Raw genomic sequence first — 24,126 nt, forward strand, 5'->3', positions numbered from 1 at the left:
ACGCTCCCTTCCCGCGGCGGATCCTCGAGTCGTCAGGTAGACCTCGCGGCCGCCGAAAAGAAGCGGCGGTCAGTCGGCCCAGCCGAAGGAGCGCTCGACGGCCCGCAGCCACAGGGCGTGGCCGCGGTCGCGCGCCTCGGCCGACATCGAGGGCTCCCAGCGCCGGTCCACGTGCCACTTCTCGCGCAGCGCGCCGGTGTCCGGCCAGAAGCCGACCGCCAGCCCCGCCGCGTAGGCCGCGCCCAGCGCCGTCGTCTCCGCCACCGTCGGCCGGACCACGGGCACGTCGAGGACGTCCGCCTGGAAGCCCATCAGCAGGTCGCTCGCGGTCATCCCGCCGTCGACCTTGAGCGTCTCCAGCGGTACCGCCGACTCGGCCATCATCGCGTCGACCACGTCCTTCACCTGCCACGCCGTCGCCTCCAGGGCCGCGCGGGCGAGGTGGCCCTTGGTGACGTAGCCGGTGAGGCCGGTGATCACGCCGCGGGCGTCCGGGCGCCAGTGTGGCGCGAAGAGGCCGGCGAAGGCCGGGACGATGTAGCAGCCGCCGTTGTCCTCGACCGTGGCGGCGAGGTCGTTGATCTCGGGGGCAGAGGCGATGAGGCCGAGGTTGTCGCGCAGCCACTGGATCAGCGAGCCGGTGATCGCGATCGAGCCTTCCAGGGCGTAGACGGGGTCCGCGTCGCCGATGCGGTAACCGACGGTGGTGACGAGGCCACGCTCGCTGGAGACGGGGCGCGCGCCGGTGTTCAGCAACAAGAACGAGCCCGTGCCGTACGTGCACTTGGCCTCGCCCGGCGCGAAGCACGCCTGCCCGAAGAGGGCGGCCTGCTGATCGCCCAGCGCGCTGGCCACGGGCACGCCGTGCAGCATGGTGCGCGCCTCGCCGTACACATTGGACGAGGAGCCGATCTCGGGGAGCATCACGCGCGGGATGCCGAACGCGGAGAGCAGCTCGTCGTCCCAGTCCAGCGTCGTGAGGTTCATGAGCATGGTGCGGCTGGCGTTGGTCACGTCGGTGACGTGCCGGCCGGTCAGCTTCTCGATGAGCCAGGTGTCGACGGTGCCGAAGCGGATCTCGCCGGCCTCGGCGCGCTCGCGCAGGCCGGGAAGGTGCTCCAGCAGCCAGGCGACCTTCGGGGCGGCGAAGTACGTGGCCAGCGGCAGGCCACAGCGGTCGCGGAAGCGGTCGGGGCCCGCGTCGCCGGCGAGGTTGCGGATGAGGGCGTCGGTGCGGGTGTCCTGCCAGACGATGGCGGGGTGCACCGGCTCGCCGGTGCGGGCGTCCCACAGGATGGTGGTCTCGCGCTGGTTGGTGATGCCGATGGCGGCGACATCGGCCCGGGAGAGGCCGGCCTGGTCCAGGGCACGGGTCGACACCGCCTGGACGTTGTGCCAGATCTCGACCGGGTCGTGCTCGACCCAGCCCGGACGGGGGAAGTTCTGCCGGTGTTCGCGCTGGTCAAGCGCCACGATGGCGCCGTCGGCGTCGAACACGATCGCACGGGTGGAGGTCGTGCCCTGGTCGATGGCGAGGATGTACACGGTGCCATCTTCGCCGAAGCATTGTCACGTTCGGGACGCAACCTTTCCCGTGGCGCTGATTCCCGCCTAGAGTCCGTGGCCGAAACCGTGCCCGAACAGGAGCGACAGTGGCCGTCATCGAGACGCGCATCAGTGTCTGGGAGGCCCTCGCCGGGCGCGCCCCGGGGGTACCGCTCGGCCCTGCCGACGTGGGGTTGTGGCACGCCGTGTCGGACCGGCTCAACCCGGCCCGGGCCCGGCCGGTGCTGCGCGAGGGCGTCGAGGCGGTGATGCTGACGTCGGCCCGCGGCGTCGAGTACGTGATGCTCCGCTCGCCCGACAGCGGGGAGTCGAGCTACCTGCGGCTCACGCCCGAGGAGTTCCGGCTCGCGCAGGTCATGGACGGCAGCCGCACCGTGGCCCGGCTGGTCGCCGAGTTCGCCCGGATCTCCGGCCGGCTCGCCCCGGACCAGGTGACCCGGATCGTGGCCGACCTGGCCGGCAACCGGATGCTCGACGAGCTGCCGGTCGACGCGTTCACCCGGCTGCAGCGGGTGCACCGGCGGCCGTGGCCGATCCGGCTCGGCAAGGGCCTGCTCGCCACCGCGCAGGGGCGCCGGGTGGTACTGGCCAAGGTCGACCCGTTCGTCACGTTCCTCTACAAGGCGGGCGGGCGGCTGTTCTTCACCCGCGTGTTCGCCGTGCTCGCCGGCCTCGTCGCGCTGGCCGGGCTGGGCGTGTTCGCGTGGAACTGGTTCCGCGCCGACCAGTCCGTCTTCCTCACCAATGACTCCTACTTCGCCGGCGCCCTCGTGCTGCTCGGCCTCAACGTGCTGGCGCTGGCCTGCCACGAGCTGGGTCACGCGCTGGGCGCCAAGCATGCCGGGCGCCGCGTTCCCGTTGCGGGCTTCCTGGTGTACTTCGGGATCCCCTCCGTCTTCGTGGACACCACGGACGTGTGGATGGCCGGCCGGCGCGCCCGCATCGTGACGACCGTCGCCGGCCCGGCCACCGGCCTGGTGCTGGCCGGCGCCTGCCAGCTCGTCGGCGCGTTCTTCCCCGAGCTGCAGCCGTGGACGTTCAAGCTGGCCTTCGCGTGGTACCTCAACGCGCTGTTCAACCTGAACCCGTTCATGGCGCTCGACGGCTACTACCTGCTGATGGACTGGCTGGAGGTGCCCAACCTGCGGGCCCGGGGCCTCGCCTGGGTGCTGGCCCGCCTGCGCCGCCGCCCGCCGCGCTTCGCCGATCTCGACCGCGAGGGGCGCCTGGTCGCGCTCTACGGCATGCTCGCCGTCATCTGGATCGCCATCGCGGTCAACCTGATCTACCGCGTGTACACCGACCGCGTGGCCGGCGTGGCGACCGGCCTGTGGCACGCGGGCTGGCCGGGCCGGGCCCTGCTGGTCGTGATCTGTGCCGCGCTGATGGCCCCGGTGGTGTACCTCTTCTTCGGCTGGCTGCGCCGCCGCGGCCGCCGCCTGCGCGACCGCCTCGGCGAGCGCAAGCTGGTGCGCGACGAGCCGCGCCGGTTCGCCGCGCTGAGCTCCTCCGCGCTGGCCAGCCTGCCGCCGGACGCCCTGGCCAAGCTGGCCGAGCATGCCCGCTGGGTGCACCCGCGCACCGGTGAGCAGCTCGTCTTCGCCGGCGCCGCCCAGCCCGCGGTGTACGTCGTGGTCGACGGCGCGCTGGAGGCCCGCCGCCCCGGCGACCCGACCGGCACGGTCCGCGAGCGGGTCGGCCGCGGCGGCGTGGTCGGCCTGGCCAACGCGCTGACCGGCGCCCCGGCGGCGCTGGCCTGGCTGACCGCGGGCACCACGCTGCTTTCGATCCCGGCCTCGACGGTCGCCGCGGCCGTCGGCCCGCTGCCCGGCCCGCCGCCGGTCGAGCGCAACGAGCTGGAGCAGCTCATCGACGAGACGCCGGCGCTGCAGAACCTCGGCCCCGAGGACCGCCTCGGCCTGCTCACCCGGTCCCGGCCCATGCACCTCGGCCCCGGCGAGCCGGTCGTGCTGCTCGGTGGCAACGACGCGCTCGTCGTCGAGTCGGGCTCGCTGCAGCTGTCCGAAGGCGTCGAGCTGCACCGCGGGTCGATGATCGGGCCGTACGGCGACGGCTCGCCCGGCCAGGTCGCCACCGCCCGCACCCCGGCCCGGGCCTGGCTGCTGCCCGCGGTGGCCGGCCTGCCGCTGCTGCTGGGCCGCTCGCCCGACACGATCCCGGCGGGCGGCCGCCGGCCGATGTCGGGCGCGCACCCGCCGTCGGTCTACCCGCCGCTGGCCGCGCCGCCCGGCCCGCCGCCCACGGCGGACGACAGCGTCGACCGCCGCTTCGAGCGCCGGCTGTGGTGGCTGCTCATCCTGCTGCTGCTCTTCGCGGTGTTCCTGACCGGCGCCAACCTGTTCACCGGCCCGGTGTGGGCGGAGATGCCGACCGACAGCGCCCTGGTCACCGTCACGCGGGGCGGCGCGACCGTCCGCGTCGGCGGGCAGGAGCACGCGCTGAGCCGCGGCGGCAAGTACTACGTCCAGCACGGCGACGCGCTGCGGGTCAACGCCAAGTCCACGGCCACGATCACCTTCCGCGGCGGCAGCGCCACGGTCGTGTGCGCCGGCGCCGACGTCTCCATCGGCGACCTCGTGAGCGGCCAGCAGACGCCGATCGAGCCGAGCGCCGCGCTGACCCTCGGCGAGGGCCGCCTCCTGGTCGACACGACCAGCACGACCACGGCCTTCAAGCCGCTGCGCCTCACCGTCGGCGACGTGCAGAACGAGGGCCCGGCCCGCTTCGCGCTCTCCGCCGGCGACGACCCGGAGGTCGGCCGGGGCGTGGTGAAGCTGTCCGGCGAGGTCGTCCCGCCCTCCAGCGGGGCCGACCTGACCTGTGGCGACGGCGTGGCGCTGCCCAAGCCGGGCGGCACCCCGACGGTGTCGCCGTCGCCGTCCGACACGCCGTCGCAGATGCCGTCCCCGAGCGACTCGGCCTCGGCGTCCCCGTCGGCGTCCGACCCGGCCGCGCCGACCACGGAGGCGACTCCGACCCCGACGCGCACCCGCACGCCGACCCCGACCCGCACGACGGCGGGGCCGCCGCCCCCGACCACCGCAGGCCCCCCGCCGACCACGACGACCGCGCCCCCGAAGGACACGACGGTTCCCGTGGTGCGCTTCCCGACGCCCAACCCGGACACCATTTACCCGTCAAATTGCAAATATGGTGCGGCCGGGCCTACTTCGACGACCATCAGCGTCGATGCGGTGGACTCGTTCGATCCATCGTCATCGCTGACGGTGACCGTGACCAGCAGCGTCAAGTCGGTATCGGTCAAGTATGCGAAGGGGAGCACGTTCACCGGCACCCTGAGCGGCCTGACGCTGACCACGAGCCAAGACATCACCTTGACCGCGCAGGCCGTCGACCCCGCCGGTAACCGGTCGCGAACCGCATCCACCGTCGTCCACTACAGCTATCTCTGCAACCCGGGTTAAGGAGTCAAGGTGCTTTGTTGGTTCTGCGCCAAGGCGGCGCGGGGGTCGTGCCGGTTCTGCGGCCGTGGGCTCTGTGAGGACCACGCGAAGTTCGGCCCCTACCTGCTGGAGGTGCACCGATCGCAGAGCCGCGGGCGGGCCGAGGGGCTCGTCGTGGAGGATGCGGTGCAGTGCGGGACCTGCCGGCCCCGGCCGCAGCCGATTCCGATGCCCGAGCTCGACTGACCATCAACCTGGGGGAGTGCCCGATGTCCGACTTCGACGAGGTACTGGAGCGCCTGCTCGGCGACCCGGCGTTCAAGGCCCGGCTGGCGGCGGATCCGGAGGGGGCCCTGGCCGGCTACAGCCTGACCGCCGACGAGCTGGACATCCTGCAGTCCCAGGTCGGTGAGGCCGGCGGCCAGGCCCACGTCGAGCAGCGCACGAGCAAGGCCAGCATGTTCGGCGTGTTCTCGTCGATCGGCTCGGGCCTGCACGACGTGCTGCACGGCGGCGGCGGGGGCCTGCACGGCCACGGGCTCGACGGCGGCTCGGCGGCCGGGCACGGCATGCGCGACGTGGTCGAGCAGTACGGCGGCCGCCACGCCACCCCCGACCCGTCCGGCGGCCCGTCGATCGGCCACAACCTCGACGACGTCGTGCAGGCGGCCTCGGGCCGGCACGCCTCCTCCGGGCTGGAGGAGGTGCACACGGAGAGCCACCACGAGTCCTACACCGAGTACCACAGCGAGACGCGCTCCTCCGGCACGGTCTACCAGTCCGGCTCGTACGGCGGCGGCCTCCCCACGGAGTCATCGGCCTCCGGCGCGCAGGCCGTGGGCGGCGGCCTCGCGGGCTACGCCTCCGAGGACGGCGGCGCGGGTGTGGGCGGCGCGCTGTCCGGGCAGGGTGGCGGCGCGGGCGTGGGCGAAGCGCTGTCCGGCCAGGGTGGCGCCGCGGGCGCGGGCGGCGCGCTGTCCGGCCTCAGCCCGGATGCCGTCTCCGGCCACGGTGGCGGCACGGGCGTGGCCGGCGCGCTGTCCGGCCTCAGCGCCGAGGACCTCTCCGGCCACGGCCACGGCGCCCACGGCGGCGGCATCGGCGCGGGCCTCCAGGGCCTGGTCGAGCACGTGCAGCAGGCCCACCACGGCCAGGTCCCGGGCCAGGCCCCGACCGACGGCTACCACACCCGCGTGGACTGGGACGGCGACGGCCGCTGGGACCAGCACACGTACGTCAACCGCGCCGACGGCGGCGTGGACATCGTGGTCGACACCGACGGCGACGGCCGCCCCGAGTTCGTGGGCCACGACGTCAACCGCGACGGCCTGATCGACTCCAGCGAGATCGACACCAACCACGACGGTGTCGTCGACGCCCGCTACGAGGACACCAACGGCGACGGCTGGCTGGACCGCCGCGTGCGCTGAGTGGCACGTTTCGGGGAGCAGGTTGCTCGGCTCGGCCCCTACCGTTCTAGAGGTACCCCACCGGGGGCACTGAAGAATCCGGGAGCAGGTTATGAGCGACTTTGACCTCGACTGGGGCATGGAGCACGATCTCCACGTCGACCATGACGGCGGAGTCGACCACGTCCTGGCCGGCGACCACTTGTCCGACGAGCGGTACGAGCACGACTACGCCGAGCACGAGCACGACCACGGCGGCGCAGACGTGCACGACCACGGCGCTGAGGATGTGCACGACCTCGGCGACGTGGGGGAGGACCCGCACCAGCACGACGAGCCGCTGACGCTCGACGAGCACGAGCCCGACCTACCCGACTGGCAGCTCGACACGCAGTTCCTGGACGGCCACTACGACCTCGTGGGGGCCGACCCGGGCGAGCACGACCTGTGGTCGCAGTTCATGACCGAGATGCACGAAGAGATCAATCCCTACGCGGCGAACTGATACAGCACTACAGCACTACAGCACTACAGCTTGACCGCTGCGGCCGGTCCGGGGCTGGCGTAGTACCAGCCCTGGGCCGTGTCGCAGCCCAGCGCCAGTAGCCGGGTGGCCTGCTCGGCGGTCTCCACGCCCTCGGCGGTCACGCTCAGCTTGAGCGTGTGGGCCAGGCCGATCACCGCCGCCACGATCTCCTGGTCGACCGGGTCCGGCCGCTCCGGCGGGCGCAGCCCGGCCACGAACGAGCCGGCCAGCTTCAGGCTGTGCACGGGCAGGTTGCGCAGGTACGCGAAGTTCGAGTAGCCGGTGCCGAAGTCGTCGATGGCGATGCGCGGGCCGAGCGCGGCCAGGGCGTTGAGGTCCTCGATCGGGTCGCCGCCCGTGCTCATGACGGCGCTCTCGGTGAGCTCCAGCTGCAGCCCGGCCGGCGGCAGCCCGGTCTGCTCGAGGATCGCCTTCACGTCGCGCACGATGGTGCGGTCGCGCATCTGGCGTACCGCCAGGTTCACGCTCATGATCGGGGCCCGGTCCTGCACCTGCCGGCGCCACTCGGCGGCCTGACGGCAGGCCTCGTGCAGCACCCAGCGGCCCAGCGGGACGATGAGCCCGGTCTCCTCGGCCATGCCGATGAACGAGTCGGGCCCGAGCACCCCGAAGCGCGGGTGCCGCCACCGCACGAGCGCCTCGACCCCGGTGGTGACCCCGTCGCTGAGCCGGACCAGGGGCTGGTACTCCACGAAGAACTCCCGCCGCTCGAGCGCGGCCGGCATGCTGGCCGACAGCTCGTAGCGGGTCACCTCGCGCGCGTGCCGCTCGGCGTCGAAAAGCGCCAGCCGGTTGCGCCCGTCCGCCTTGGCCCAGTAGAGCGTGGTGTCGGCGGCCTTCATGAGCTCGCCGGTGCTGGTGCCGCGCAGGGGCTGCTCGACCACGCCGATGCTGGCCGAGATGCTGATCTCGTGGCCGCCGACGTGCACCGGGGCCCGGACGGTGTCCAGCGCCATCTCGGCGACGGCGACCACTTCCTCGATCCCGCCGCAGTCCTCGACCAGCACCACGAACTCGTCGCCGCCCATCCGCGCGACCAGCTGCCGGTCGCCGCTGATGGAGCGGGCCAGCCGCCGGGCCACGGTCTGCAGCAGTTGGTCGCCGACGTCGTGGCCGAGCGTGTCGTTGATGACCTTGAAGCCGTCCACGTCGAGGTAGCAGACGCCGACGCGGGCGTCGTCGTCCTCGGCCGCCTCCAGCAGGTCGCTGAGCCGCTCGAAGAACAGGGTGCGGTTGGGCAGCTGGGTCAGCGGGTCGTGCAGCGCCTGGTGGCGCAGGCGGACCTGCAGCAGGTGCCGCTCGGTGATGTCCTCGAACATGGCGACCAGCCAGCGCGGGCGGCCGTCCTCGTCCCGGATGATCGAGGCGACCAGGTCGGTCCAGACCCGGTGGCCGTCCTTGTGCACGTAGGGCTTCTCGATGCGGAACTGGTCCCGCCCGCCGGACAGCACCTCCGCGAACATGGCCGGGGCGCCCGGCGGGTCCTCGGGCAGCGCGAAGTCCTCGAAGGACATCGCCCGCAGCTCGTCGTCGCTGTAGCCGAGCATGTCGCACAGCGCCTGGTTGACCTCGATGACCTGGCCGTCGATCGTGCTGACGCTCATCCCGATGGCCGCGCCGGCGAAGATCGCCTGGAAGCGGGCCTCGCTGACCCGCCGGCCCTCCTCGGCCCGGGCCCGGGCCCACAGGGCGGCGGTGCGGATCTCCTCCTGCTCGTCGAGCACCCGGTCGCGCAGCGCGAGCGCGTAGCCGGAGGCGAGCGCGCCCTGGACCTGGGCCACCCGCTTCACGGGGGCGTTGCCGAACTGCTCGGCCAGCACCGCGAGGGTGCGCTCCAGCGTGGTCGGCTCGGTGAAGTGCGCGGCGACCAGCGTCGAGCCGACCTCGCGCACGTCGGCCGGGTCGAAGACCTCGGTGGTCAGCGCGTGGATGAGCCGGGTCGAGAGGCTGGTCAGGAAGTCCTGGACCTCCAGGCCGTTCATCGACACGTAGCTGGTGCCGGCGATGGCCAGCGACCAGGCGCGCGCCATCCGTTCGGCGGCGCGATGCGGGCGGTCCCACGACGTCGGCGCGGGGCTGAGAGCGGTCATGATCGGTCGGGCTAGTCCTTGCGCGCCACGGCGGCGAAGCCGATCGCCTGGCCGTCGGCCGGCGGCTGCTCGTCGCCGTCCGGGCGCCACGCGTGGGTGGCGACGACGCCCGGCTCGAGCAGGGTCAGGTCGCCGAGCAGGGCCGTCACCTGCTCCCCGGTGCGCAGGATCAGCGGGGTGGGGGACTTGCGGTACATCTGGTATGCGTCTTCCTCGGCCGGGGTCAGCGGCCGGTCGAGGCCGGCGTGCGACAGCACCACGTGGCTGCCCGGCACTCCGGCGGCGGCGTACGCGGCCACGATGTCGGCAGGCCGCTGCTCGTCGGGCACGAAGTGCAGCACGGCGACGAGCAGGAACGCGATCGGCCGGCCGAAGTCGAGCAGGCCCTGGAGCTGCTCGTCGGCCAGCACCTCGGCCGGGGCGCGCAGGTCGCCGGCGACGACCGCGGTGCCGGGGATGTCGGCGAGGATGGCGTTGCTGTGCGCGACCGCGACCGGGTCGTGGTCGACGTAGACCACCCGGGCGTCGGTGCAGCCGGCGTCGGCGAGCACCTCGTGCACGTTGCCGACGGTCGGGATGCCGGAGCCGAGGTCGACGAACTGCCGCACGCCCTGCCGGGCGAGCTCCCGGACCGCGCGGCGCAGGAAGGCCCGGTTGCTGCGGGCCAGCCCGGCCACCGCCGGCATGATCTTGAGCACCTGCTCGGCGAAGGCGCGGTCGGCGGCGAAGTTGTGCGAGCCGCCGAGGTAGTAGTCATAGACGCGGGCCACGCTCGGCCGGTCGAGGTCGACGTCCGCCGGGGCCCAGCTTGGACGGTCCACAGATCAACACTCCTCGACCTTGGTGGCAGCCGGCGACTGCGAGCATACGTGGGGGGCGGGCGGCGGGAAAACCCGCCGCCCGCCCCGAAACGCAACGATGATGATCGTTTGGAACTGTACGGGTGCCTGCCTGTTGGCTAGCCCAGCGTGTAACGGTCGGCCGAGCCGGGCGCGATGGGGCCGGTGGCCAGGTAGGCGGTCAGGGCGTCGACGTCGAAGCCGGGCGCGGTGACCCGGTTGGTGCCCTTGGCCAGGTTGAGGAAGCCGTCGCCACCGTTGGCCAGGAAGTCGTTGGTGGTCACCAGGTAGGTGGCCGCCGGGTCCAGGGCGACGCCGTTGAGCTTGATGTTGCTGATCTTGGAGCCGGCCGGCGCCGAGGCGCTGATGGTGTAGGTGAAGCCGGCCGACACCTGCAGCATGCGCTGCACGGTCTGGCCCTGGAAGCCCACGAACTGCTGCTCCAGGACGTCCTTGATCTGCGCGCCGGTGAAGGCCTGCGTCACGACCAGGTTGTTGAACGGCTGGACGGTGAAGGCCTCGCCGTACGTGACCTGGCCCGGCGCCTCGCCACCGGGGGAGTTGGCGTAGATGAGCGAGGCCCGGATGCCGCCCGGGTTCATGAACGCGATCTGCGCGCCGCCCGACTTGGTGTAGGCCAGCTGTGCGTCGGCGATCACGTCGCCCAGCGGGGTCTCGCCGGCCGCCGTCTGCGTGGTGGTGATGTCGGCCGTGATGCTGCCGATGACCTTGTTGGCCAGCGGCGCGACCGCCACGCGGTACTTGTCGGCGATCTTCTTGACGGCCGGGTCGACCAGCGCGGGGTTGCGCACGAAGTTGCCCTGCGCGTCCTTCTGGTACGTCCCGTCGGCGTTCTTGATGCCGTTCTCGGCGATCACGTTGGTGGCCGACGCGTCGACGAACTTGCGCGACTTCTTGTCCAGCGTCACGCGGATGTCGGTCACCAGGGTGCCGGCCGTGCCCGCGCTGGTCACCAGCGAGTTGGCGCCCGAGGAGTTGGGCAGCTCGCAGGTGTAGAAGCGGTGGGTGTGGCCGGAGACCACGACGCCGTAGGCCGGGTTGAGGCCCTTGGTGATGTCGGTGATCGGGCCGGCGAAGTTCGCGCAGCCGGACGGGTCCAGCGGCGCGGGCGGGCTGCTCTGCATGCCGCCCTCGTGGACGACCAGCACCATCGACTTGATGCCGAGCCAGCCCAGCACCGTCGCGTACTTGTTGGCCGTCTCGACCTCGTCGTGGAAGTCGACGTTCTTGATGCCGGCCGGGTTGACGATGCCCGGGGTGGCCTCGAGCGTCATGCCGACGAAGGCCACCGGCACGCCCTCGTAGGAGCGGATGGTGAACGGCAGCAGGATCGGCAGGCCGTTCGACTTCTGCGTGACGTTCGCCGCGAGGTACGGGAACTTGGCGCCGGAGAAGCCGTCGCCGTCCTGGCAGCCGTCGGTCGGGTGGCAGCCGCCGAACTGCATGCGGTACAGCTCGGTCACGCCCTCGTCGAACTCGTGGTTGCCCACGGAGGCAAGGTCCACGTGCATCGCGTTGAGGACCTCGATCGCCGGCTCGTCGTGGAACGCGGCGCTCACCAGCGGCGAGGCGCCGATGTTGTCGCCGGCCACCACGGTGTCGCTGTTGTGAATGCCCTCGGCCTTGGCCTTGGCCCGCAGCTTGTTGAGCGCGGTGCCGAGGTACTCCGAGCCGCCGGCGGGCACGCCGTTGATGAGCCCGCCGCTGCCGGTCGGCGGGTCGATGTTGCCGTGGAAGTCGTTGAAGCCGAGCAGCTGCGCGGTCACCGTCGGCCCGACCTTCTGGGACAACGCGACCTTGGCCGGGGTGAGCGGCGTCCACCGGTCCGAACCGGCGGTGGATCCGGTCTTGGCTAATGGCAGCAAGGCGACCACCGCGACGGCGAGCGCCGGCACCGCGAGGTGCTGTGCGACACGCCACCCGCGGGCGCGGGGCTGAGCCATGATCTCTCCATTCATGACGGACGCACGCATGGACGCATGCGTCGTTCGTCATCCTTCCGAAGCCATTGATCGGGCGCGAGCGTGTGTCGGCGTCGGCTTCGTGTCCTACGGGTAAATGCGAGGGTGGCAACCCCGGCTCGTCCGAGCGGAACGCGTCCTACGAATGGGTACGGAGGGCAATGGCAACGCTCGGCAACCAAGCGACACCCGTAGGTATCCGGTAGGTTGCCCGGGAAGGTTCACCGTGTGTGCGGAGGCGGTCACCATGCTGAGGCGAGTCACGGCCGTGCTGGTCGTCGTCGCGTCGACCGCGCTGACCTTCCCCGGACGGGTGAACGCCGCCGATCCCGTCGGCTGGAAGCCCGTCTTCTCGATGTCCTTCGACGACCAGGGGACGCTGCCGACCGGCTGCTCGGCCTACAACGGCGCCGAGGAGGGCGCCCAGGCCGGCTACTTCCTGCCCGAGGCGGTGACCGTCTCCGGCGGGCACCTGCGGCTGGCCCTGCACCGGCGCGCCTATGCCGGCAAGCAGTTCGTCACCGGCGAGGTGCGCTGCCTCGGCGCCGCCCAGCAGTTCGGCCGCTACGAGTTCAAGGCCCGGGTGCCGGTCGGCGCCGGGATCGGGTCGATGGCGCTGCTGCGCCCGGTCGACGGCCAGGCCACCCGGCACGGCTCGCAACTGGAGATCATGGCCAGGCCCGGTGCCGAGCAGGCCGAGGTCAGCAACGGCGACGGCACCGAGGTCAACACCAAGGTGCTCGACGGCTCGTACAGCGACTGGCACACCTACGTGATCGAGTGGGCCCCGTCCGGTTTCCGCGTCTACGTCGACGCCAAGGAGCGCTGGGTCGACCCGGCCGCGTCCACCGAGCCGCGCTGGTTCGGCTTCGCGGTCACCACCGGCGACAAGGCCGGCACGCCCGGCTCGTCCACCGCCCTACCGGCCGAGTTCCAGATCGACTACCTGCGGATCTGGGCCTTCGCCCCGGTCTCCTCGACCTCCTCCGCCGCCGGCCCGTCCACCCGGGCCGAGGGCGGGTCGCCGGCGGGGCCGGTCGGGCGGCACTGGTCGCTGTGGCTGGCCGTCGTCGCCGCAGTGGCCTCGGCCCTCGCCCTGTTCGCGTTCGTGATCCACAAGACCCGCCCGCGCCGGCCGCCGTCGTCGCACCGGGCGTGACGTTCGTCCACAGCGGATACGCCACGGGCGAACGGGCCTGGGCCGGCCGGCCCCGGGGGCGAATCATCGGCCGATGACCATCCTCGTTCTCGGCGGCACCGTGTTCCTCGGCCGCGCCGTCGCCCGCCAGTTCCTCGCCGCCGGCCACGACGTCGTCTGCGCCGCCCGCGGCGAGTCCGGCGATCCCGTGGAGGGCGCCCGCTTCGTCCGGGTCGACCGCGACGCCCCCGACGGCCTGGCGGCGCTCGAGGGCACCTTCGACGCCGTGGTGGACGTCGCGCGCCACCCCCGCCACGTCCGGCACGCGGCCGCGGCGCTGGCCGGCCGGGCCGGGCACTACACGTTCGTCTCCAGCGGGTCCGCCTACGCCGACGTCGCCACCCCGCACCAGCGCGTGGCCACCGCGCCGCTGCTGCCGCCGGACGACGAGGCCGACCCCGCGGCCGACCCGGAGTCCTACGGCCGCGCCAAGGTCGCCTGCGAGCGGCTCGCGGTCGAGGGCTTCGGCGCCGGCCGCACGTTCCTGCTGCGGGCCGGCATGATCGTCGGGCCGGAGGACCCGACCGGGCGGTTCGACTACTGGGTGCGCCGGGCGGCCCGCGGCGGCGAGGTGCTCGCGCCGGGCGGGCCGGACCAGGCGGTGCAGCTCGTCGACGTGCGCGACCTGGCCGAGTGGATCGTGACCGCGGCCACCGGCGGGCTGGCCGGCCCCTTCGACGGCATCGGGGCGCCGATGACCCGGGCGCAGTTCCACGCCGGCCTGTCCGACGGCGCCGGGGTGGTCTCGTCACTCACCTGGGTCGATCAGGAGTTCCTGACCGCGCGCGGGGTGGCGCCGTGGAGCGGGCCGCGATCGCTGCCCTTCTGGTTGCCGCTGCCGGAGTACGCCGGGTTCATGAGCCGCGACGTGACCCCCTCGCTCGACGCCGGCCTGCGCACCCGCCCGCTCGCCGAGACGGCCCGGGATACGTTGGCGGCATTTCGTGACGCAACGCACATCGATGCAAAAGCCGGGCTGGGTATCGAAGAAGAGGCGGAGTTGTTGAGGGAATGGCGCGAGCGGTAACCCGTTCGGTCAAAAGGCTGTCGTACCGCCGACAGGTGCCGATGACAGGCCGTGCTCAACCGGCGTCTGATGCCCCCCGCAGCGGCGTTCCCAGGGAACTCACAGCGAATTCAGGCGTCTGACGGGCAGGTAGACCACGTATCACTTGTTGCAGCCGAAGCGAACCGGGGAAGCCTCCCGAGCGTCTAGGTAAGTGGTGCAGCTCTCAGGGGTCGTCACCGAAACGCCCCCCGGGGCGGAATTCGGAAGGCGCTTTGACTGTTGTGTAGGGGGCATACCCGGGGGGCACCCGTTTTAGCAGGGTGAAACGGGGAAGGCGAAGGATGGAGCGGGGAGGGGCCCGAAGTGGAGAACGTGAAAGTGGAGACGCGAACCGATACAGGTGCCGAGGAGCGCGACCTGGTCGGCGTGTACCTGCATGAGATCTCCCGCACGCCGCTGCTCGACGCCGCTTCTGAGGTCGAGCTGTCCAAGGCGGTGGAGGCCGGGCTCTACGCGGAGCACCTGCTCGACAGCGAGGAGATCCCCGACGGGGTGAGCGCCGCAGAGCTGCACCGGCTGGTGGCGGAGGGCGAGCGGGCGAAGGACCGGTTCATCCGGGCCAACCTGCGCCTGGTGGTCTCGATCGCGCGGCGCTACGTGCGGTCCGGCATGCCGATGCTCGACCTGATCCAGGAAGGCAACACCGGCCTGGTCCGCGCCGTGGAGAAGTTCGACTACGTGCGCGGCTACAAGTTCTCGACCTACGCGACGTGGTGGATCCGCCAGGCGATCAGCCGGGCGATCGCGCAGCAGGAGCGCACGGTCCGGCTCCCGGTGCACCTCGTCGAGGACGTCAACCGCATGCGCAACGTCGCCCGTCAGCTCACCCGCGAGCTGGGCAACGAGCCGGAGCCGGAGCAGCTGGCCGCCTCGCTCGGCGTGCCGGTCGAGCGGGTGCACGAGCTCATGCGCTGGTCGCAGGACACCGTGTCGCTCGACACGCCCGTCGGCGACGACGGCGACACCAACCTGGGCGACCTGGTCGCCGACTCCGACGCCCCGTCGCCGGAGGACGTGGTGCTGGCCGCCCTGGAGCGCCAGCGCATCGAGGGCCTGCTCAACCACCTCGACGACCGGTCGGCCGGCATCATGCGGGCCCGCTACGGCCTCGAGGACGGCCGCGAGCACTCGCTGACCGAGGTGGCGACCCGGTTCTCGCTGTCCCGCGAGCGGATTCGCCAGCTGGAGATCCAGGCGCTCGGCCGGCTGCGCGAGCTGGCCCGCGCCGAAGGCCTGCAGGCGGCGTAACGACATAGCGCAAAAGGGCCCCGGGACGACCGGGGCCCTTTTTATGCGCCAATGGGGGGTGAAACGCCCAGATCCGATAAGTCGGGCGCTCCGCGCCATGACTTATCGGATAAATGCCCTGGCGGGGTATAAGTCCGAAATGTCGCGGCGCGGAGCGCCCGACATTTCGAACGATCCGCGCGCAAGGGCCGATTTAGTACGGGTTGCCGCAGACCTTCCAGGCGTCGCCCTCTTTGCGCATGGCGAACTCGTGCGAGGACTTGCCGCCGCTCTTGTACGTGACGGTGGCCGAGATCGAGGCAGTCTCGATGCCGTTGGTGTTGTTGTACGAGCCGCCGAAGCTCATGTCGTGCGCGGTCGGCTGGTTCTTCTTGACGTACGCGTCGAAGGTCTCCGGCCCGTAGGCATTCTGCGTCTGGCCGCACAGCAGCTTGTAGGCGGCCTGGGTGTTGCCCGCCTCCAGGCCGGTCAGGAAGTCGTCGGCCGCGGCCTTGGGCGCCTTGGTGGACGAGTTGGCAAGGAAGAAGATGCCGGCCACACCGCCGCCGCAGCACACGACGACGACGCCGATGATGCTCAAGATGATGATCTTTGCTGTTCTGCTCACCGCGTCAGGCTAGGCGCGATGATCGTTGCGCGTTGTAAAGCAGCTGACGGGGTCAAGCCCGATGTGCGACGACGAAGAGCCGGGGAAACGGCAGGATCGTGCCGAACGGCTCCCGTGGGAAGCGGGCCCGCAGCTCCACCCGAACCTCCTCGGCGAAGGCCTCGGCGTCGTCCAGCGCGTCGAGGTAGGGGCGCAGGCCGGTGCCCTTGAACCACTCGAAGACCGGGTCGTCGCCGGGGAGCACGTGGTAGTACGTCGTCTGCCAGGCGTCGACGGTGAGCCCGGCGGCGCTGAGCAGCCGGACGTACTCCTCGGCGTCGAGGACCGGGCTGGCCGAGCGCGGCCCGGTGACGGCCGCCGCGCCCCGCAGCCGTTCGGCCCAGTGTGGCCGCTGCGCGATCGCGGCGAAGCCCGGGTCGTAGCCGGCGATCGGCACCTGGAAGGCGAGCGTGCCGCCGTCGTCGAGCGCCGCCGCCCAGGCCGGCAGCAGCGTCTCGTGGTCGTCGACCCACTGCAGCGAGGCGTTGGCCACGATCACGTCGAGTGATCCCCGCTGGGGGCGCCAGGTCGAGGCGTCGGCGAGCTGGAACCGCAGCTGCGGCGACTTGAACCGCTCCGCCGCCGCGATCATGTCCGGCGAGGAGTCGAGGCCGAGGACGGCGGCGTCGGGCCAGCGCTCGGCCAGGGTCGCGGTCATGTTGCCCGGCCCGCAGCCGACGTCGGCCACGGCGACCGCCGCGGTGGTCGGGATGCGCGCGACGAGCTCGTGGAAGGGCCGCGCCCGCTCCTCGGCGAAACGGTTGTACTGCCCCGGATCCCAAGACGCCATGCCCTCCATCATGAAGGGCATGGCGTCTTGGTGAAGCGGGTGGGGGAGCGCTACTGCGGGCGCGCCCAGCCGTACACGCTGTCCACGGTGGCCGAGGCGTACTGCACGACCGTGCCGGTGTGCGGCGCGTGGATGATCGACTTGTTCCCGACGTAGATCCCGACGTGGCCGAGGCCGTTGTAGAAGATCAGGTCGCCTGGTTCCAGCTTGTCGAACGGAAGCGTGCTCGTCCTGTAGTGCGCCGCGATCTCCGAGAACTGCCGGGACGCCTGGTGCGTGAGGCTCACGCCCGCGGCCTTCCAGGCGGCCATGGTCAGACCCGAACAGTCGAAGCTGTTCGGTCCGGCGGCGCCGAACACGTACGGCTTGCCCAGCTGCGCCTTGGCGTATGCCACGGCGGCGCCGGCCTTGCCGGAGGCGGGGGGCAGTGTGCCCGGGTTGTACGCCGGCGGGTTGACCTTCTTGGAGCCCGCGGCGGTGGCCTTCTTCTGCAGATCCTGCAGCTTCTTGATGTCGCCCTCGATCAGCTTGCGCTTGTTCTCGATGTCCGACTTCTGCGTGGTCTGCGCGGCGAGCAGCTCGTCGAGCTGCTGCTTCTCGCTGTCGTACTTGCTCTTGGCGTTGCGGTAGTTCTCGATGTCCTTCTGCTGACTGTGCGTGATCTGCTGCAGCATGGACATCTGATCCATGAGGGAGCCTGTGTCACGGGCGTTGAGGATGGCCGAGAGGGCCTGCATGTTGCCGGCCGTCTTGAACTGGGCGATCGCGAACTGCTCGACGTTGGCGCTGGTCGCGTCGACCCCGTCCTGCAGCGGTTTGAGCTTCGCCTGCAGGTCGGCCACCTTGGCCTGGGTGGTCGCCAGGTCGGCGTTGATGCCGTTCCACGCTTCGATCGTGGCCTCGAGGTCCTGGTTCGACTTGTCGAGCTGGGCCTCGATCTCTGCCAGCGTGGGATCGGCGTGCGCGACCGTGCTCGGTGCGAGCACCGCGAGCATCACGAACCCGAGCAGGAGGGTTCGCAGCACCGACCGGTGGGCCCGGTGTCCAGTGGACAAGGAAGGATGACCCTTCTTCACCGACTACCGCCTACCGGGTTAGCTGACGGGTTCGGGCGGGAAGGAAAACGCCCTACCGCAGCGCGCTGCGGATTCACCCCACGAACACTCTGGGTCCCCGGTTCGATCACGCGCCGTCGATGGATCCGCCCGGCGCGCCGAACTCGATTCGGCGGCGCTTGCCCGGCGCCATCCGGGGTGGATGACGGACTGCCGAGCAGGCCAGAGCCTAACTTAACGTGATCATCCGCCGGGTGGAAGCCGCGTGTCCTCATCGATCGGTATTGCGTATAAAAGTCCGTATTACCGGGGGTTGGCTGTGTGCATCGCACAGTGACAGGACGTCGGCAACGCATCGATCTGGGGCTTGATTCTGTCCAGGGAACGGGTTAAATACACGTAACTTCTTACACCGACGATGCAAATAGTTCGGGGGTCCGAACGTGCTACGGGTCCAGAACCTCGAGGTCGTCTACGACGACGTGATGCTCGTCCTGCGGGGCGTCGACCTCGCCGTCCCGGAGGGCCGGATCGTCGCCCTGCTCGGCGCGAACGGCGCCGGCAAGACCACCCTGCTGCGTGCCCTGTCCGGGCTGCTCGGCGTGCACCACGGGACCGTCGCGCGCGGGTCCGTCACCCTCGCCGGCGCGCCGATCCACCGGCTGCGCCCGGCCGCGATCGTGCGCCGCGGGGTGAGCCAGGTCATGGAGGGCCGGCGCACGTTCGCCGAGCTGACGGTGGAGGAGAACCTGCGGCTCGGGGCACACACCCGGCGGCGCGGGGCGGCCGACACGCTCGCGCGGATGTACGAGCTCTTCCCGGTCCTGAAGCAGCGGCGCGGCGCGGTCGCCGGATACCTCTCCGGCGGCGAGCAACAGATGCTGGCGATGGGCCGGGCGCTCATGTCCGGCCCGGCCTACCTGCTGCTCGACGAGCCCAGCCTGGGCCTCGCCCCGCGCATGGTGGAGCAGGTCCGGGACCTGATCGTGGAGATCAACCGGGCCGGCACGGCGGTGCTGCTGGTCGAGCAGAACGCGGCCATGGCGCTGTCGGTGGCCGAGCACGGGTACGTGCTGGAGAACGGCCGGGTCGTGCTGGACAAGCCGGCCGCCGAACTGCTCGCCGACGACGACATCAGGGAGTTCTACCTCGGCGCGCACGCCGCCCATTCCTTCCGCGACGTCAAGTACTACAAGCGGCGGAAGCGGTGGACGGCATGAGCGACGTGCTCACCTTCAGCGGCGTGCGGCTGAGCTTCGCCGGGGTCAAGGCGATCGACGGGGTCGACTTCACCGTCGGGGCCGACGAGCTGTTCGCCGTCATCGGGCCCAACGGCGCCGGCAAGACGTCCATCTTCAACGTGATTTCCGGGGTGTACCGCCCGCAGGAGGGCCGGGTCCTGCTCGGCGGCGTGGACATCACCGGCGAGCGGCCCGACCGGGTGGCCCGCCGCGGCGTGGCCCGCACCTTCCAGAACGTCGAGCTGTTCCGCCAGCTCGACGTCGTGGAGAACCTCATGCTCGGCCGGCACCACCACATGCGCTACGGCACCCTGGCCGCCATCGCCTGGGTCGGCCGGGCCCGGCGCGAGGAGCTGGCCAACCGGGCCCGGGTCGAGGAGATCGTCGACCTCCTCGAGCTGGGTCGGTGGCGCCGGCAGCCGGTCGGGCTGCTGCCGTACGGCGTGCAGAAGCGCGTCGAGCTGGGCCGGGCGCTCGCCATGGAGCCGAAGCTGCTGCTGCTCGACGAGCCGGTGGCCGGGATGAACCTCGAGGAGACCGAGGACATGGCCCGCTACATCCTCGACATCCGCGACGAGCTGGGCATCTCGATGATCCTCGTCGAGCACGACATGGGCCTGGTCATGGACCTCGCCGACCGGGTCCTGGTGGTCGACTTCGGCGTGCCGGTGGCCTGCGGCACGCCGCAGGAGGTGCAGGCCAACCCCGACGTGATCCGCGCCTACCTGGGCGTCCGGGACACCGCGGCCGATCCGGGGGGTGCGCGATGACCCTGGCCACGCTCGTGCGGGACCGGGCCGGGCGGGATCCGGACCGGGTCGCCCTGCGGGAGAAGCACCGCGGCATCTGGCGCGAGATCACCTGGGCCCGGTACTGGCAGACCGCCCGGGCGGTGGCGCTCGGGCTGCGGGCCCTGGGCGTCGGCCCGGGCGACCGCGTCGCGATCCGCTCGCAGAACCGGCCGGAGTGGCTCTACGCCGCCGTCGCGGCCGCGGCGCTCGGGGCCACCGTCGCGGACGACGGCGCCAAGGTGCTCGTCGCCGAGGGGCAGGAGCAGGTCGACGACGCCCTCGCCGCGCCCGGCGGATTGCTGCGGATCGTGTACCTCGACAAGGCGGGCGTCTGGAACAAGTACGACAGCGGGCTCCTCCTGTCTTTCGGCGAACTCCTCGAGGTGGGCCGCGGCGCCGAGGGCGAGATGGAGCCCCCGGACGCGGCCGGGGACCCGGCGACGCCGATCGGCGGCCCGCGCGACCTGCTCGTGTCCCGTCTGCCGCTGGGCGAGCCGGCCGGGGCGGTCGCCGCGTGGGCCAACGCCGCGAACGGGGCGGTGCTGCACTTCGGCGCGCCGGAGGACCTGCGGGAGGTCCAGCCGACGATCCTGCTCGCCGGCCCGGAGGACTGGACCGGGCTGCACGCCGGGATCGAGGCGCGGGTGGCCGGCGCCTCGCGGCTCAAGCGGGCCAACGCCCGGCTGTGGCTGCACAGAGAGCGGGGCTCCGCGCTCGGCTGGCTGCTGTGCCACCGCGCGCTGCGCGAGCGGATCGGCCTGCGCCACCTGCGGCACGCGGGCAGCGCCGGGCCGGTCCCGCCGGAGGTGCGGCGCTTCTTCCAGGGCATCGGGGTCACCATCGAGGACGCGACATGACGGACTTCATCGAGAGCGTGCTGCGAGGCGTGGGCACCGGCAGCGTCTACGCGTTGCTCGGGCTCGGCTTCGTCATCATCTACAAGGCGACCCGGGTGATCTCCTTCGCCCAGCCGTCGTTCATGCTGGCCGGCGCCGTCCTGGTCACCTACCTGGCGGGGCCCCTGGGCTTCTTCGCCGCCCTGCTCGCCGCGGCCGCGCTCACCGGCGGCCTGGCGCTGGGCGTCGAGCGGCTCGCGGTGCGCCCGATGATCGGCCGGCCGGTGTTCACCGTCGCCATCATCACGCTCGGCATCGACGTCGCGGTCCGGGTCGTCGACAACGCGGCCATCGGCCTGGACGTGCGGCACGTGGGCGACCCGTGGGGGCTGAAGGTGCTCACGCTGCCGGGCGGGATCGTCGTCGAGCAGCGGCACATCGCCATGGCGGTCACCACCGCGGTGATCGTCGCTGCGCTGTTCGCCTTCTTCCGCTACACCCGCACCGGCCTGGCCATGCGGGCCGCCGCCTACGACCAGGAGGCGGCCCTGGCCCAGGGGGTCAGCGTCGGCTCGGTGTTCGCGCTGTCCTGGGCCCTGGCCGGGGCGCTGGCCGCGGTGGCCGGCACGTTCGCCGCGGTCGGCGGCAGCGTGAGCGAGTCGCTGTGGCTGGTCGCGCTGACCGCGCTGCCGGTGATCATCCTCGGTGGCCTGGACTCGCTGCCCGGGGCCGTCGTCGGCGGGCTCGTGGTCGGCGTGGTGCAGGAGCTGACCGCCACCTATCAGGGCCACCTGGCGTGGCTGGGCGGCAACGTCTCGGTCGTCTCGCCCTACGTCGTGATGCTGCTCGTCCTGCTCGTCCGCCCTTACGGCCTGTTCGGCACCCGGGAGGTCACGCGCGTATGAGGAACCGTCCGCTGCTGCACACGTCGTACGCGCAGGACGTTGCGCTGTTTCGCAGTACAACACGGCGATTTTTCGTGGTTTTTGGGCTTTTGGCGGCACTCGCGCTGCCGTGGCTGCTCGAGGACGACGTCCTGCAGCTGCTCGGCCTGGCCTGCGTCACCGCGGTCGGGGCGCTCGGGCTCAACATCGTCACCGGGCTGGCCGGCCAGGTGTCGCTCGGCCACGCCTTCTTCCTGGCCATCGGCGCCTACACCGCGGCCGCCATCGCCGGGGACCCGGACGGGCGCACGATCGGCTTCGGCGTCACCGAGGTGCTGGTCTTCCTGCCCGCGGCCGGGATCGTCGCGGCGCTGGCGGGCGTGCTCGTGGCGCCGCTGGCCACCCGGCTGCGCGGGCTCTACCTGGCCGTGGTCACGCTCGGCCTGGTCTTCATCGGCGGGCACGTGATCAACGAGTGGTCGTCGCTGACCGGCGGGCCGGGCGTCGGGCGCCAGCCGCCGGCGCCGACGCTGCTGGGCTACGACCTCAACACGTCCGACGCTTTGCTCACCAGGGACCAGAAGTTGTACGTCCTGATGCTGGTCCTGCTGCTCATCGAGGCTCTCGCGGCGCGCAACCTGGCGCGCTCGCGGGTCGGCCGGGCCCTCACCGCGATCCGCGACCGCGACGTCGCGGCCGGCGTCATCGGGGTGAACCTGGCCAGGTACAAGACGATCGCCTTCGGGGCCTCGTCGTTCTACGCCGGTTGCGCCGGCGCGCTGCTCTACGTCGGGGCGGGCTACTTCGACCCGTCCTCCTTCGATCTGCTGCTGTCGGTGCAGTACATCGCCATGGTCCTCATCGGCGGGGCCGGCACCGTCAGTGGCGCGGTCCTGGGCGCCTTCCTGATCACGCTGCTGCCGCGGCTGACCCGGGGGGTCCCCTCGTACCTGCCGTTCATCAGCACCTCCTCGGCGGAGTCGCCGAACGCCTACCAGCTCGAAACGGTGCTGTACGGCGTGCTGATCATCGTGTTCCTGATCTTCGAGCCGCGCGGCCTCTTCGGCGTGTGGTTGCGACTCCGCAGTTACTGGAAAGCGTGGCCGTTCTCGTATTAAGGAGACCTCGATGAAGAGGTTTGGCGCGTTCCTCCTCACCGCGGTGCTTGCCGTGGCCGGGCTCTCGGCCTGTCGCGGCGGCTCCAACAGCGACCAGCAGTCCGCCACCGGCGCGAAGACCGACGCCGGCATCACCAAGGAGCCCTGTCCCAACTCCGAGCACAAGGACCGGGGCTGCATCTACCTCGGCATCATCTCCGACCTGACCGTGGGCCCGTTCCACGCCCTCGCCGTGCCGATCACCCAGGCGCAGAAGGCCTTCTGGCGGCGGGTCAACGCGCAGGGCGGCATCGGCGGCTACGACGTGGACGCCGAGACCTACGTGCGCGACAACAAGTACAACCCGCAGACGCACAACGAGGTGTACCAGGAGATCAAGGGCAAGATCCTGGCGCTGGCCCAGTCGCTGGGCTCGCCGACCACGGCGGCCATCCTGCCCGACATGAAGGCCAGCAACATCCTGGCCGCCCCGGCCGCCTGGACGTCCGGCTACGCCTTCGAGGACAACATTCTCGAGTCCGGCGCGAACTACTGCTTCGAGTCGATGAACGCCGTCGACTACGCCAACGACGCCCTCAAGCCCAAGACCGTCATGGCCGTGCACCTGGCCGGCGACTACGGCGACGACGCCGCCGCCGGCACGAAGATCGCCGCCGAGAAGCTCGGCCTGAAGTTCATCGACGTCAAGACCGACTCCGGCGCCGACAAGCAGGCGGGCGCGATCACCGCGATCGCCACCCAGAAGCCCGACCTGGTGATCGTCACCGTCGGCCCGGCCGACCTGGCCGTGATCGTCGGCGGCGCCGCCCAGCGCGGCTTCACCGGCAAGTTCATCGGCACCAGCCCGACCTGGAACCCGGGCCTGCTGCAGAGCGCGGCCGCGCCCGCCCTCAAGGCGCTGTACCTGCAGAGCGCGCCCTGGAAGACGTTCAGCACCGACTCGCCCGGCCACAAGGCCATGCGGGAGGCGCTGGGCTCCGGCGTCACGCCCAACGACGGCTTCACCTCGGGCTGGGTGTGGTCCTACCCGCTGCTCGCGGCGCTGAAGAAGGCCCAGGCCGACGGCGACCTGACCCGGGCCGGGCTGGTCAAGGCGGCCAAGTCGCTCACCAAGGTCGACTACGAGGGCATGCTGCCCGACGGCGCCGGCAACTACGCCGGCGGCGTGGACGGGCAGTTCCGCGAGACGCTCATCTACAACCCGGCGGCCGGCAACGGCACCACCGACGTGCCGTTGGTCAAGGACTTCTTCGTGGGCCCGACCGCCAAGGACTACAAGCTCGACAAGCCCTGCTACGAGAAGCTGTGAACGCCTGGTCTGGGCCGAAACTGCGCAGCTTATCGGGCCAGACTTGGCGCAGGGTGCCGGGGCCGGGTGCGCGCCCGGCCCCG

20 protein-coding genes and 1 riboswitch are annotated in these 24,126 nt (G+C 71.6%); of the genes, 13 read left to right on the plus strand and 7 right to left on the minus strand.

Features of this window, described 5'->3' with window-relative positions; all coding sequences use genetic code 11:
* Nucleotides 1-69: 69 nt before the first annotated feature.
* On the minus strand, nucleotides 70-1,545 hold the full coding sequence (gene glpK, locus ABD352_RS16405; RefSeq protein ID WP_344613226.1) for a glycerol kinase GlpK: 1,476 nt from the start codon (nucleotides 1,543-1,545) through the stop codon (nucleotides 70-72).
* Nucleotides 1,546-1,652: 107 nt separating this feature from the next.
* On the opposite strand from glpK, the gene ABD352_RS16410 reads away from it, so the two are divergent.
* The 4 genes from ABD352_RS16410 to ABD352_RS16425 all read left to right on the plus strand — a co-directional run bounded on the left by ABD352_RS16410 (nucleotide 1,653) and on the right by ABD352_RS16425 (nucleotide 6,905).
* Nucleotides 1,653-5,012 carry a cyclic nucleotide-binding protein gene (locus ABD352_RS16410; protein WP_344613227.1) on the plus strand — a complete coding sequence of 1,120 codons (3,360 nt, stop codon included), beginning with the start codon at nucleotides 1,653-1,655 and terminating at the stop codon, nucleotides 5,010-5,012.
* A 9-nt stretch (nucleotides 5,013-5,021) separates the two neighbouring features.
* Complete coding sequence (locus ABD352_RS16415) at nucleotides 5,022-5,237, plus strand: hypothetical protein (RefSeq protein ID WP_344613228.1); 216 nt, start codon at nucleotides 5,022-5,024, stop codon at nucleotides 5,235-5,237.
* Nucleotides 5,238-5,260: 23 nt separating this feature from the next.
* Nucleotides 5,261-6,421, plus strand: a complete 1,161-nt coding sequence (locus tag ABD352_RS16420; protein WP_344613229.1) for a hypothetical protein — start codon at nucleotides 5,261-5,263, stop codon at nucleotides 6,419-6,421.
* Nucleotides 6,422-6,512: 91 nt separating this feature from the next.
* Nucleotides 6,513-6,905 (plus strand): hypothetical protein, encoded by a 393-nt coding sequence (locus ABD352_RS16425; protein WP_344613230.1) that lies wholly within the window; start codon nucleotides 6,513-6,515, stop codon nucleotides 6,903-6,905.
* A 23-nt stretch (nucleotides 6,906-6,928) separates the two neighbouring features.
* Here the strand turns inward: ABD352_RS16425 and ABD352_RS16430 are convergent, their stop codons facing one another.
* From ABD352_RS16430 to ABD352_RS16440, 3 genes are all read right to left on the minus strand, one after another.
* Complete coding sequence (locus tag ABD352_RS16430) at nucleotides 6,929-9,037, minus strand: putative bifunctional diguanylate cyclase/phosphodiesterase (RefSeq protein WP_344613231.1); 2,109 nt, start codon at nucleotides 9,035-9,037, stop codon at nucleotides 6,929-6,931.
* 11 nt (nucleotides 9,038-9,048) lie between these two features.
* Nucleotides 9,049-9,858, minus strand: a complete 810-nt coding sequence (locus ABD352_RS16435; RefSeq protein ID WP_344613232.1) for an SAM-dependent methyltransferase — start codon at nucleotides 9,856-9,858, stop codon at nucleotides 9,049-9,051.
* Between the two features lie 137 nt (nucleotides 9,859-9,995).
* Entirely contained in the window at nucleotides 9,996-11,840 is a 1,845-nt protein-coding gene (locus ABD352_RS16440) for a bifunctional metallophosphatase/5'-nucleotidase (protein ID WP_344613233.1), read from the minus strand.
* Nucleotides 11,841-12,105: 265 nt separating this feature from the next.
* On the opposite strand from ABD352_RS16440, the gene ABD352_RS16445 reads away from it, so the two are divergent.
* From ABD352_RS16445 to ABD352_RS16455, 3 genes are all read left to right on the plus strand, one after another.
* Nucleotides 12,106-13,017: a glycoside hydrolase family 16 protein gene (locus ABD352_RS16445; protein ID WP_344613234.1), complete on the plus strand. Its 912-nt coding sequence runs from the start codon at nucleotides 12,106-12,108 to the stop codon at nucleotides 13,015-13,017.
* A 73-nt stretch (nucleotides 13,018-13,090) separates the two neighbouring features.
* Nucleotides 13,091-14,083 carry an NAD-dependent epimerase/dehydratase family protein gene (locus tag ABD352_RS16450; protein WP_344613235.1) on the plus strand — a complete coding sequence of 331 codons (993 nt, stop codon included), beginning with the start codon at nucleotides 13,091-13,093 and terminating at the stop codon, nucleotides 14,081-14,083.
* A 345-nt stretch (nucleotides 14,084-14,428) separates the two neighbouring features.
* Nucleotides 14,429-15,373, plus strand: coding sequence for a sigma-70 family RNA polymerase sigma factor (locus tag ABD352_RS16455; RefSeq protein ID WP_344613236.1), 945 nt, complete (start codon nucleotides 14,429-14,431; stop codon nucleotides 15,371-15,373).
* Between the two features lie 193 nt (nucleotides 15,374-15,566).
* Here ABD352_RS16455 and ABD352_RS16460 read toward each other — a convergent pair whose 3' ends face one another.
* From ABD352_RS16460 to ABD352_RS16470, 3 genes are read right to left on the minus strand one after another with little or no spacing between them, the layout of a single operon-like run.
* The gene (locus ABD352_RS16460; protein WP_344613237.1) at nucleotides 15,567-15,980 is read right to left on the minus strand and encodes an Rv0361 family membrane protein; all 414 of its coding nucleotides are present in this window, start codon (nucleotides 15,978-15,980) and stop codon (nucleotides 15,567-15,569) included.
* A gap of 52 nt (nucleotides 15,981-16,032) precedes the next feature.
* Nucleotides 16,033-16,809 (minus strand): methyltransferase domain-containing protein, encoded by a 777-nt coding sequence (locus tag ABD352_RS16465; protein ID WP_344613238.1) that lies wholly within the window; start codon nucleotides 16,807-16,809, stop codon nucleotides 16,033-16,035.
* A 50-nt stretch (nucleotides 16,810-16,859) separates the two neighbouring features.
* Nucleotides 16,860-17,864: a C40 family peptidase gene (locus tag ABD352_RS16470; RefSeq protein ID WP_344613239.1), complete on the minus strand. Its 1,005-nt coding sequence runs from the start codon at nucleotides 17,862-17,864 to the stop codon at nucleotides 16,860-16,862.
* Between the two features lie 13 nt (nucleotides 17,865-17,877).
* A riboswitch (cyclic di-AMP (ydaO/yuaA leader) is annotated at nucleotides 17,878-18,049 on the minus strand.
* Between the two features lie 300 nt (nucleotides 18,050-18,349).
* Here ABD352_RS16470 and ABD352_RS16475 point away from each other — a divergent pair.
* From ABD352_RS16475 to ABD352_RS16500, 6 genes are all read left to right on the plus strand, one after another.
* The gene (locus ABD352_RS16475; protein WP_344613554.1) at nucleotides 18,350-19,084 is read left to right on the plus strand and encodes an ABC transporter ATP-binding protein; all 735 of its coding nucleotides are present in this window, start codon (nucleotides 18,350-18,352) and stop codon (nucleotides 19,082-19,084) included.
* Nucleotides 19,081-19,875, plus strand: coding sequence for an ABC transporter ATP-binding protein (locus tag ABD352_RS16480; protein ID WP_344613240.1), 795 nt, complete (start codon nucleotides 19,081-19,083; stop codon nucleotides 19,873-19,875). The genes ABD352_RS16475 and ABD352_RS16480 overlap by 4 nt, the downstream gene beginning before the upstream one ends.
* On the plus strand, nucleotides 19,872-20,753 hold the full coding sequence (locus ABD352_RS16485) for an AMP-binding protein (RefSeq protein WP_344613241.1): 882 nt from the start codon (nucleotides 19,872-19,874) through the stop codon (nucleotides 20,751-20,753). The genes ABD352_RS16480 and ABD352_RS16485 overlap by 4 nt, the downstream gene beginning before the upstream one ends.
* On the plus strand, nucleotides 20,750-21,637 hold the full coding sequence (locus ABD352_RS16490) for a branched-chain amino acid ABC transporter permease (RefSeq protein ID WP_344613242.1): 888 nt from the start codon (nucleotides 20,750-20,752) through the stop codon (nucleotides 21,635-21,637). The genes ABD352_RS16485 and ABD352_RS16490 overlap by 4 nt, the downstream gene beginning before the upstream one ends.
* Nucleotides 21,638-21,726: 89 nt before the next feature.
* Nucleotides 21,727-22,734 (plus strand): branched-chain amino acid ABC transporter permease, encoded by a 1,008-nt coding sequence (locus ABD352_RS16495; RefSeq protein ID WP_344613243.1) that lies wholly within the window; start codon nucleotides 21,727-21,729, stop codon nucleotides 22,732-22,734.
* A gap of 10 nt (nucleotides 22,735-22,744) precedes the next feature.
* Nucleotides 22,745-24,043, plus strand: coding sequence for an ABC transporter substrate-binding protein (locus tag ABD352_RS16500; protein ID WP_344613244.1), 1,299 nt, complete (start codon nucleotides 22,745-22,747; stop codon nucleotides 24,041-24,043).
* Nucleotides 24,044-24,126: the final 83 nt, after the last annotated feature.

This window comes from Dactylosporangium salmoneum, from assembly GCF_039532525.1.
GTDB classification, from domain to species: Bacteria; Actinomycetota; Actinomycetes; order Mycobacteriales; family Micromonosporaceae; genus Dactylosporangium; species Dactylosporangium salmoneum.